This window comes from Gordonia otitidis NBRC 100426 (assembly GCF_000248075.1).
Taxonomy (GTDB): Bacteria; Actinomycetota; Actinomycetes; order Mycobacteriales; family Mycobacteriaceae; genus Gordonia; species Gordonia otitidis.
Genome location: NZ_BAFB01000185.1, coordinates 1 through 9156, shown reverse-complemented (window position 1 = coordinate 9156; position 9156 = coordinate 1). Strand labels below are relative to the sequence as shown.

At 65.8% G+C, this 9156-nt stretch carries 12 protein-coding genes; 4 read left to right on the top strand and 8 right to left on the bottom strand.

Annotated elements, in window-relative coordinates; genetic code table 11:
• The first annotated feature begins 107 nt into the window (after window positions 1-107).
• Window positions 108-572 carry a hypothetical protein gene (locus GOOTI_RS18085; RefSeq protein WP_007240062.1) on the top strand — a complete coding sequence of 155 codons (465 nt, stop codon included), beginning with the start codon at window positions 108-110 and terminating at the stop codon, window positions 570-572.
• 59 nt (window positions 573-631) lie between these two features.
• Here GOOTI_RS18085 and truA read toward each other — a convergent pair whose 3' ends face one another.
• From truA to infA, 8 genes are all read right to left on the bottom strand, one after another.
• Window positions 632-1531, bottom strand: coding sequence for a tRNA pseudouridine(38-40) synthase TruA (gene truA, locus GOOTI_RS18080; RefSeq protein ID WP_083835948.1), 900 nt, complete (start codon window positions 1529-1531; stop codon window positions 632-634).
• Between the two features lie 9 nt (window positions 1532-1540).
• Window positions 1541-2161: a 50S ribosomal protein L17 gene (gene rplQ / locus GOOTI_RS18075; RefSeq protein ID WP_007240060.1), complete on the bottom strand. Its 621-nt coding sequence runs from the start codon at window positions 2159-2161 to the stop codon at window positions 1541-1543.
• A gap of 62 nt (window positions 2162-2223) precedes the next feature.
• On the bottom strand, window positions 2224-3276 hold the full coding sequence (locus tag GOOTI_RS18070; RefSeq protein ID WP_007240059.1) for a DNA-directed RNA polymerase subunit alpha: 1053 nt from the start codon (window positions 3274-3276) through the stop codon (window positions 2224-2226).
• Window positions 3277-3429: 153 nt separating this feature from the next.
• Window positions 3430-4035, bottom strand: a complete 606-nt coding sequence (rpsD, locus tag GOOTI_RS18065) for a 30S ribosomal protein S4 (protein ID WP_007240058.1) — start codon at window positions 4033-4035, stop codon at window positions 3430-3432.
• A gap of 23 nt (window positions 4036-4058) precedes the next feature.
• The gene (rpsK, locus tag GOOTI_RS18060; RefSeq protein WP_007240057.1) at window positions 4059-4466 is read right to left on the bottom strand and encodes a 30S ribosomal protein S11; all 408 of its coding nucleotides are present in this window, start codon (window positions 4464-4466) and stop codon (window positions 4059-4061) included.
• Entirely contained in the window at window positions 4466-4834 is a 369-nt protein-coding gene (gene rpsM / locus GOOTI_RS18055) for a 30S ribosomal protein S13 (RefSeq protein ID WP_005170495.1), read from the bottom strand. Before rpsM ends, rpsK begins: the two co-directional genes overlap by 1 nt.
• Before the next feature lie 273 nt (window positions 4835-5107).
• A complete protein-coding gene (gene rpmJ / locus GOOTI_RS18050) occupies window positions 5108-5221 on the bottom strand; it encodes a 50S ribosomal protein L36 (RefSeq protein ID WP_005207978.1) in 114 nt (37 codons plus the stop codon).
• A gap of 89 nt (window positions 5222-5310) precedes the next feature.
• Window positions 5311-5532: a translation initiation factor IF-1 gene (gene infA / locus GOOTI_RS18045; protein WP_005170487.1), complete on the bottom strand. Its 222-nt coding sequence runs from the start codon at window positions 5530-5532 to the stop codon at window positions 5311-5313.
• A gap of 430 nt (window positions 5533-5962) precedes the next feature.
• On the opposite strand from infA, the gene GOOTI_RS18040 reads away from it, so the two are divergent.
• The 3 genes from GOOTI_RS18040 to GOOTI_RS18030 all read left to right on the top strand — a co-directional run.
• A complete protein-coding gene (locus GOOTI_RS18040) occupies window positions 5963-7318 on the top strand; it encodes an inorganic phosphate transporter (protein ID WP_007240055.1) in 1356 nt (451 codons plus the stop codon).
• A 65-nt stretch (window positions 7319-7383) separates the two neighbouring features.
• The gene (locus tag GOOTI_RS18035) at window positions 7384-7725 is read left to right on the top strand and encodes an iron chaperone (RefSeq protein WP_007240054.1); all 342 of its coding nucleotides are present in this window, start codon (window positions 7384-7386) and stop codon (window positions 7723-7725) included.
• A gap of 122 nt (window positions 7726-7847) precedes the next feature.
• On the top strand, window positions 7848-9156 hold a 1309-nt coding region (locus GOOTI_RS18030), incomplete at its 3' end, for an acetyl-CoA carboxylase biotin carboxylase subunit (protein WP_007240053.1).

Genomic DNA, 9156 nt, shown 5'->3' with positions numbered 1-9156 from the left:
GATCGACGCGATCATGATGTTCACCGGCAGCGTCCGCGACTCGAACGGGTACAAACTCCAGTCATGAGTCGAGCCTCACTCCGCGCTCGCTGTGCGACCATGGTGCCGTGACCAGCCCGCCTCCGCCGCCCGATCCGTCGTTCCGCCCGTCCCGGGGCGCCTTCGAGATGCCGCCGACCCCGGCGCCGGGCGACTATGCGGCGACACCAGCCATCGACGGCCCCATCCTGGTGTCGATCGGCGATATCGCGTGCACACATGCACAGGTGTTCACACCTGTGGGCAGTGCGCCGGTCCGGGGGTCACGCTGGAGCTTCGTCGACCTCTCGCGCACCACGCGCGAGATCCCGCAGTGGGCCATCATCGTGGCAGTGATCACCGCAGTCCTGTTCTGCGGACTCGGTCTGCTGTTCCTGCTGGTGAAGGAAGACCGCACCATCGGTCTCGTCCAGGTCTCCGTGGCGGCGGGAAATCTCACCTACACGACCGCGATCCCGGTGGCCTCCGCAGCAGCAATCGGAGACCTGATGGCTCGCGTTGAGTACGCGCAATCACTCGCCTATCAGGCGTAGTGCTCCTCCGCGCGGCCGACGCGGGCGAGAGTCGCGACAGCGCCTACCACCGTCGTCGCTTATCCGCCACAGCACTCGTGCGTTCCGTCGGTTGCCGTGACCCGCACATCACGGGTGATCTCGTTGCGCGCCGCCAACTCCTCGACCGGCGGGTAGTCGACGCCCACGAGGCACAGCCCGCGCGCCTCGGCGACGGGTACGGCAGCGCTGCGTTCGCGCTGATCCAGTAGCCCGCGACACCACTCGATATCGCGCCTACCGTCGCCGACAGACGCGACGGCACCCACGAGCGACCGCACCATCGACCAGCAGAACGCATCTGCGCTCACCTCACCGATCAGCACGCCGTCGGCATCACGGGTCCACTCGAACCGCTGGAGATCGCGGATCGTCGTCGCGCCCTCGCGGCGACGACAGAATGCGGCGAAATCGTTGAGCCCCACCAACGCGGATGCTGCCGCGTTCATGCCATCGACGTCGAGCGGTCGACGCCACGCGGCAGTGGTGCGTGCGACGACGGGTTCGGGACCGAACACCGCGTCGGTGAGCCGGTAACAGTAGTGACGCCGCAGCGCCGAGAACCGGGCGTCGAAATGCCGGCTGACGCTTGAAGCGTCCTTGATCCGCACGTCGTCGGGCAGCATCTTGGCCAGCCTGCCGACGAGCCGCGACGGATCGCCGCCGATCGAGCGGGTGTCGAGCGCCGACGCCGGGACGTCGGCATGCGCGACCTGCCCGGTGGCGTGCACGCCGGCATCGGTCCTGCCCGCGACGGTCAGCCGGACCGGCACCCGCAGGACCGTCGACAGCGTCGTCTCGAGCGTCTCGCACACCGTACGCTGAGCAACCTGCCGTGCCCAGCCCGCGAAATCCGTTCCGTCGTAACCGATGTCGAAACGCAGACGAACGGACCCGCCACCGGCAGTGGTGGCGGGTCCGTTCGTGTCTGGCGTGTTCAGCCGTCCGACCTACTTGTCGTCAGCCTTGTCACCGTCAGCCTTGTCACCGTCGACGTCGGCGTTGGCGGCCTCGGCCTCCGGCGCAGTCGCGGCGGTCGACTCGTCGTCGACGGCCTCGGCAACGGCCTCGGCGTTCTCGACCTCGGCAGGCGTGGCCTCGTCGGTCACGGCCTCGACCACGTTCTCCGCCTCGGCGGGCGCGGTGGCCTTGTCGGCAGCAGCCTTCTTCGACGCGGCCGCACGCGTTGCGCGGGTGGCCTCGGTCGAGGCGGTGTTCTCACGCACCAGCTCGATCACGGCCATCGGGGCGTTGTCGCCCTTGCGTGGCAGCGTCTTGATGATGCGCGTGTAGCCGCCCGGACGGTCCGCGAAGAACGGGCCGATCTCGGCGAACAGTGTGTGCACGACGTCCTTGTCGCGGATGTCCTTCATCACCTCACGGCGGTTGGCCAGCTTGCCGGCCTTGGCGTGGGTGATGATCTTCTCCGCGTACGGACGCAGGCGCTTGGCCTTGGCTTCGGTGGTGGTGATGCGGCCGTGCTCGAAGAGCGAGGTGGCGAGATTCGCCAACATCGCCTTCTGGTGGCTGGCCGACCCGCCGAGGCGGGCACCCTTGGTGGGCTTGGGCATTGTCTTCTCCTAGGAGGACCCGACGATCGCTCGACGAGTCAGGGGTTTGGCAGTCGCAGCGACTAGAGCTGCTCGGTCTCCGCGAAATCCTCACCGGAGTCGGCGTCGAACGACGCGTCATCCGACCACGTACCGGTAGCCGGGTCGTAACCGGCGACCTGCGACGGATCGAAGCTGGCCGGGCTGTCCTTGAGCGACAGACCCAGAGCGTGCAGCTTGACCTTCACCTCGTCGATCGACTTCTGACCGAAGTTGCGGATGTCGAGCAGATCCGACTCGGTACGCGCAACCAGCTCGCCGACGGTGTGCACACCCTCGCGCTTGAGGCAGTTGTAGGAACGCACGGTCAGATCGAGATCCTCGATCGGCAGGCTGAACGACGCGATGTGGTCAGCCTCCGCAGGCGACGGCCCGATCTCGATGCCCTCGGCCTCGACGTTGAGCTCGCGAGCGAGACCGAACAGCTCGACCAGGGTCTTGCCCGCAGACGCCAGGGCGTCGCGTGCGCTGATCGAGTTCTTGGTCTCGACGTCGAGCACCAGACGATCGAAGTCGGTGCGCTGCTCGACACGGGTGGCCTCCACCTTGTAGGTGACCTTCAGCACCGGCGAGTAGATCGAGTCGACCGGGATGCGGCCGATCTCGGCGCCCGACGCCTTGTTCTGCACGGCCGGCACGTACCCACGACCCCGCTCGACGACGAGCTCGATCTCGAGCTTGCCCTTGTCGTTGAGGGTGGCGATGTGCAGATCCGGGTTGTGCACCGTGACGCCTGCGGGCGGCACGATGTCGGCACCGGTCACGGTGCCCGGACCCTGCTTACGCACGTACATGGTGACGGGCTCGTCCTCTTCGGAGCTCACCACGAGGCCCTTGAGGTTCAGGATGATGTCGGTGACGTCTTCCTTGACACCCGGGACGGTGGTGAACTCGTGCAGCACCCCGTCGATGCGGATGCTGGTGATCGCAGCACCCGGGATCGAGCTGAGCAGGGTACGACGCAGCGAGTTACCGAGGGTGTAACCGAAGCCGGGCTCGAGCGGTTCGATGACGAACTTCGACCGGTCGTCGGCGATGATCTCCTCGGTGAGGGTGGGTCGCTGTGAGATGAGCATTTCTTGTTTTCTCCCTGTGGCCGACCGCTATATGACGGCCTAGAAGTGGACCGAACAGCCTCTGTGCTGCTTGGCTTCTGGATTTCGCGCGCCCCCCGATCGGCAACCACGCGGGTCCCGTCGGGGGTACGCAGGGGCACAAGCCCCCGTGCGCTACTTCGAGTAGAACTCGACGATGAGCTGTTCCTGCAGCGGAACCTCGATCTGCGCGCGCTCGGGCACGTTGTGCACGAGGATGCGCAGCGTCGACGGAACCACCTGCAGCCAGCCCGGAACCGGACGATCGCCGACGAGCTCCTTGGCGATCTGGAACGGGGTGGTCTGCAGCGACTTCGGACGGACGTCGATGATGTCGTACTGGCTGACGCGGTAGCTGGGGACGTCCACGCGGACACCGTTGACGGTGAAGTGGCCGTGGGTCACCAGCTGACGTGCCTGACGACGGGTACGTGCCAGACCGGCGCGGTACACGACGTTGTCGAGGCGGGTCTCCAGGATGCGCAGCAGCTCGTCGCCGGTCTTGCCGTTACGGCGATTGGCTTCCTCGTAGTAGCGACGGAACTGCTTCTCCATCACTCCGTAGGTGAAGCGTGCCTTCTGCTTCTCCTGCAGCTGCTGCAGGTATTCGCTCTCCTTGATCCGCGAGCGGCCGTGCTGGCCGGGCGGGTAGGGGCGACGCTCGAACGCCTGGTCTCCTCCGATGAGGTCGACGCGCAGACGACGGGACTTCTTTGTTGCGGGGCCGGTATAACGAGCCATGTTTTCTCTTCCTCCCTTTCCCGCTAGACCCGACGCCGCTTGGGCGGACGGCAACCGTTGTGCGGCTGCGGGGTGACATCGGAAATGGTGCCGACTTCGAGGCCGGCTGCCTGCAGCGACCGGATGGCGGTCTCGCGACCCGACCCCGGTCCCTTGACGAACACGTCGACCTTCTTGACGCCGTGCTCCTGGGCCTTGCGCGCAGCGTTCTCGGCCGCGAGCTGAGCCGCGAACGGGGTGCTCTTGCGCGAGCCCTTGAAGCCGACGTGACCCGACGATGCCCAGCTGATGACATTGCCGTTGGGGTCGGTGATCGACACGATGGTGTTGTTGAACGTCGACTTGATGTGTGCGTTGCCGTGCGGGACGTTCTTCTTATCGCGACGGCGGGTGCCCTTCTTGGGGCCTGCGCTACGTGACTTCGGAGGCATTACTTCTTCTTCCCGGCGATGGTCTTCTTCGGGCCCTTACGAGTGCGGGCATTGGTCTTGGTGCGCTGTCCACGAACGGGCAGGCCACGACGGTGGCGCAGTCCCTGGTAGCAGCCGATTTCGATCTTGCGACGGATATCGGCCTGCACCTCGCGGCGCAGATCACCCTCGACCTTCACCGAGGCTTCGATGTACTCGCGCAGCTTTGCGACGTCTGCGTCGGTGAGGTCCTTGGCGCGCAGATCGGGGCTGAGCCCGGTGCCCGCAAGGATCTCCTTGGAGGTGGTACGGCCAACTCCGTAGATGTAGGTCAGTGCGATCTCCAGCCGCTTCTCGCGGGGAAGATCGACACCAGCAACACGTGCCATGTGGCGGATTTCCTTTACTTTTCAGAGGTCTTCTCCCAGTCCGTCCCCTACTCTGCGAGAGGCCCCGGCCTCTGCACGAAGTGAGATGCACTCGCTTCGCGGTGTCTGCGGTGTCCCGCATGACACAGTCCGGAGGTGGGCGGTGACGCGTCTGTCGCCGCTGGTGCTGGGAGGGCTTCACAAATTCTGCTCAGCTCTGGTGTGCATATTCAGTTGTGTGTGTCACCAAGCGATCTGGTGGGGGTGCCCCGCGGTCTGCGACCTCGGGTGTGATCAGCCCTGACGCTGCTTGTGGCGCAAGTTCTCGCAGATCACCATGACCCGGCCGTTGCGGCGGATCACTTTGCACTTTTCACAGATCGGCTTGACGCTCGGCTGAACCTTCACGTCAATCTCTCCTGTTGTCGCCCGTGGGCACGACCAGATGGCCACACCGCACGAGTGGGTTGTCCCGGACCGGTCTCGGCCGGGAAGTCTTACTTGTATCGGTAAACGATGCGCCCGCGACCGAGGTCGTACGGCGAGAGTTCCACGACGACCCGGTCCTCGGGCAGGATGCGGATGTAGTGCTGCCGCATCTTGCCGCTGATGTGGGCGAGAACCTTGTGACCGTTCTCCAGCTCAATGCGAAACATCGCATTGGGCAGGGGTTCGATGACCCGTCCCTCGACCTCGATGGCCCCGTCTTTCTTCGCCATGTCCTCCGCGATCCTCGGCGGTGTCGCGATCCGTTCGCCGGCCACAGGCCTGGTCGACGAACGATTCACCCCACCGCCCGGTTGAATCAGTGTTTATCCGTTAGTGTGTTGGCACCCGCCTTGCGAGCGGGGCCTGGTCACGATGTCTCCGGCCACGCCCATCGAGTGGATGGCATGCGCATGCCGGCACGACAAGCGCACCGACGTTCAATCCTACGCGAACTGCACGAACAGTCCAAACCCGTGCCGTCGACCCTCTGACCCACCCCGACTCGCGACGAATTCCGAAGCGTGCAGTGGCGATCACGACCGCGATACGAACCGGACATTTGCCCCGCGAGAATGACCATCCGGTGAACTCTGCTCGAAGGCTTTCTCACCGCACCGGATACCGGCGGCGTCGCGTTCAGGGGACGCCCACTCTGGATTCGTGGACCTCACAACACTGTCAGTCGTCGGCATCATCGCGCTCGCGGCGCTGTTCGACTTCACCAACGGCTTCCACGACTCCGCCAACTCGATTGCCACCGTGGTCGCGACGCACGTGCTCAGGCCCAAGGTCGCGGTCCTCTGGGCGGCGAGTTGGAACTTCCTGGCCTTCTTCCTGATCGGCACCGCGGTCGCCGACACAGTCGGCGAGACGGTCAAGTCGCAGTACTACAGCGTCGCCGTGGTCTTTGCCGCACTGCTCGCGGCAGTCATCTGGAACTTCCTGTCGTGGCACTTCGGCATCCCGACGTCGTCGTCGCACGCGCTCATCGGTGGACTGGTCGGCGCGGCGCTGGTCAAGGGCGGCATCGACGCGATCAAGGCGTCGAGCGTCGAGAAGACCGCGGCATTCATCGTGATCTCGCCATTGGCGGGTCTGCTGCTCGGCGGGACACTCATGCTGATCCTGCGCGCAGTGCTCTTCCGCGCGCCCGTCCTGCGCACGGAAAAACTCTTCCGCTGGTTCCAGCTCGCGTCGTCGGGCGCCATCTCGCTCGCCCACGGCGGCAACGACGCCCAGAAGACCATGGGTGTCGTCGCCGGACTCCTCGTCGCGACCGGCCACCTCACCAAGACCGGCTCGTCACTCCCGGTACCCGACTGGGTGGCCCTCGGCTGCTATCTGTTCATTGCACTCGGCACACTGTCGGGCGGTTGGCGCATCGTTCGCACCATGGGCAGCGGCATCACCCGGCTGCGTCCCGTGAGCGGATTCTGCGCCGAGACGGGTGCGGCGATCGCACTGTTCGGGTCGACGGCTCTCGGCGCGCCCGTCTCGACGACCCACACGGTTGCCGGTTCGGTCGCGGGAGTGGGCACCACCAACCGCAACAGCACCGTCAACTGGGCAGTGTTCCGCAAGATGGCGGTGGCCTGGGTGGTCACGATGCCCGCGGCGGCGACGGTGGCGGCACTGGTCTACGGCCTGACCCAACTTCCCAACATCGCAGCGTCGACGATCGTGTTGAGTGTGCTGATCACAGGTCTGCTCGTGCTGCTCTGGAAGTCGCTGCGCGCGGCGCCGAAGGCCGCCGACGTCGAAGCGGATCTGGACAAGCAGGCCGAGGAGGAGTTCCCCATGCTCGCCGGAGCGGGCTCGATCATTCCCAGTGGCAGGCCGAAGCGGAAACCGCACCACGGTCACGCCGGACATCGTGAACCAGCCCGGAACTCCTCCGACGACGCGGCCGCGGTCGATGACACCGCGACGAACGCCGACGACGACAACGCAAGAAAGAAGGCTCTCGACGACCTCGACAAGGTGACCGCCGACCAGGTTCCCGAGATGTCGTGGTGAGGCCCCGGCGGCACTGGAAGCGCAGATCGCGTCTGTGCCGCACAGGTACTGTGCCACGCTGAGACATGGGCACCATCGACGACTATCTGGCCGGTCTCGACGACGATGACCGAGCTGTCATCGACCACATCTATTCGACGGCGCGCGCGACCGTCTCAGACACCGACCAGGGCACGGGTTATGGGATGCCCGCGCTGGTCTATCGCGGCAAACCACTGCTCTCGGTGATGCGCGCGAAGAAGCACATCGGCATCTATCCGTTCAGCGCCGATGCGGTGTCGGCAGCGGCGCCCGCGTTCGACGGATTCGACATCGACAAGGGCACCATCCGGTTCCAGCCGTCGAACCCTCCTTCCGACGACGCCATCCGCACTCTCGTGACGGCTCGACACGACCAGATCGACTGAACCCTGCGCAGTACCAGCCGCCCACGTGTCCTGGGACACACCATCGGTGTACATTCGCAGTCATCACTCTGACACTGACGTCAGTGTCAGCAGATCGGTGACGCAGAGACAGGTGGGAGCTCATGGCGCGAATTCTGGTGGCCAACCGTGGTGAGATCGCAGTACGGATCGTTCGGGCCGTTCACGAACTCGGGGACACGGCCATCGCCGTCTACTCCGCCGACGACGCCGATGCGATGCATGTCGGTCTCGCCGACGTCGCACGTGCACTACCCGGCAGCGGTCCGGCCGCATATCTCGACGCCGCAGCCGTGATCGACGCGGCCCGCAGCGCCGACGCCTCGATGGTGCATCCGGGATACGGATTCCTGAGCGAGAACGCCGCGTTCGCCCGCGGCGTCACCGACGCGGGCATCGTGTTCATCGGCCCGTCACCCGAAACGCTCGACGCCCTCGGCGACAAGACCGCCGCCCGTGCGTTGGCCGAGAAGGCGGGAGTGCCCGTCGTACCCGGCACCTCGGGACCCGCGACACTCGACGATGCACTCGCGTTCTTCGACGAACACGGGCCACTCATGGTCAAGGCCGCCGCAGGCGGCGGCGGACGCGGGATGCGTGAGGTCCGGCGCTCAGATGAGTTGGTGGAGGCCTACACCCGCTGTGCGTCAGAGGCCCTCGCGGCCTTCGGTGACGACACACTGTTCGTCGAGAAGCTCGTCGACCGCCCACGCCACATCGAGGTGCAGATCGTCGCCGACCAGCACGGCGCGATCACCCATCTGTGGGAACGCGACTGCAGTATCCAGCGTCGCCATCAGAAGGTCGTCGAAGTCGCTCCGAGTCCGGGACTCGACGCACACGTCCGTTCGCAGATTCTCGACGCCGCCGTCGCCCTCGCACGTGCGGCCGACTACGTCACCGTCGGCACGGTCGAATTCTTGTTGTCCGGCAGGGACTTCTACTTCATGGAGGCCAATCCGCGTCTGCAGGTCGAGCACACGGTGACCGAGGAGATCACCGGCATCGACTTGGTCACCACCCAGATCCGACTCGCGGGCGGCAACTCCCTCGCCGACATCGGGCTCTCCGACCGCCCCGCGCCGCGCGGATTCGCCATCCAGTGCCGTCTGAACGCCGAGACCCTCGACGAGAACGGCGAACCCCGTTCCACCGCGGGCACGATGACCCGATTCGACATGCCGTCGGGCCCTGGCGTCCGCGTCGACACCGGTTCCTGCGCGGGCACGACCGTGAGTCCCCGCTTCGATTCCCTCCTGGCCAAGGTGATCACCACCGGCTCCTCGTTCGCCGCCGCGGCACGACGAGCGGCGTCGGCCCTCACCGAGGTCGACACCAGCCCGGTGGCGACCAACCGTGCCCTGCTGCACGCAGTGGTGACCGACCCCGCCTTCGTCGCCGGCGACTTCGACA

What these genes read in the sequence shown, in the direction of transcription:
- rpsK (WP_007240057.1), bottom strand. Translation starts at nt 4,466, where the DNA reads ATGCCTCCGAAGTCACGTAGCGCAGGCCCCAAGAAGGGCACCCGCCGT.
- rplQ (WP_007240060.1), bottom strand. Translation starts at nt 2,161, where the DNA reads ATGCCCAAGCCCACCAAGGGTGCCCGCCTCGGCGGGTCGGCCAGCCAC.
- GOOTI_RS18035 (WP_007240054.1), top strand. Translation starts at nt 7,384, where the DNA reads ATGGGCACCATCGACGACTATCTGGCCGGTCTCGACGACGATGACCGA.
- rpsD (WP_007240058.1), bottom strand. Translation starts at nt 4,035, where the DNA reads ATGGCTCGTTATACCGGCCCCGCAACAAAGAAGTCCCGTCGTCTGCGC.
- infA (WP_005170487.1), bottom strand. Translation starts at nt 5,532, where the DNA reads ATGGCGAAGAAAGACGGGGCCATCGAGGTCGAGGGACGGGTCATCGAA.
- rpsM (WP_005170495.1), bottom strand. Translation starts at nt 4,834, where the DNA reads ATGGCACGTGTTGCTGGTGTCGATCTTCCCCGCGAGAAGCGGCTGGAG.
- GOOTI_RS18070 (WP_007240059.1), bottom strand. Translation starts at nt 3,276, where the DNA reads ATGCTCATCTCACAGCGACCCACCCTCACCGAGGAGATCATCGCCGAC.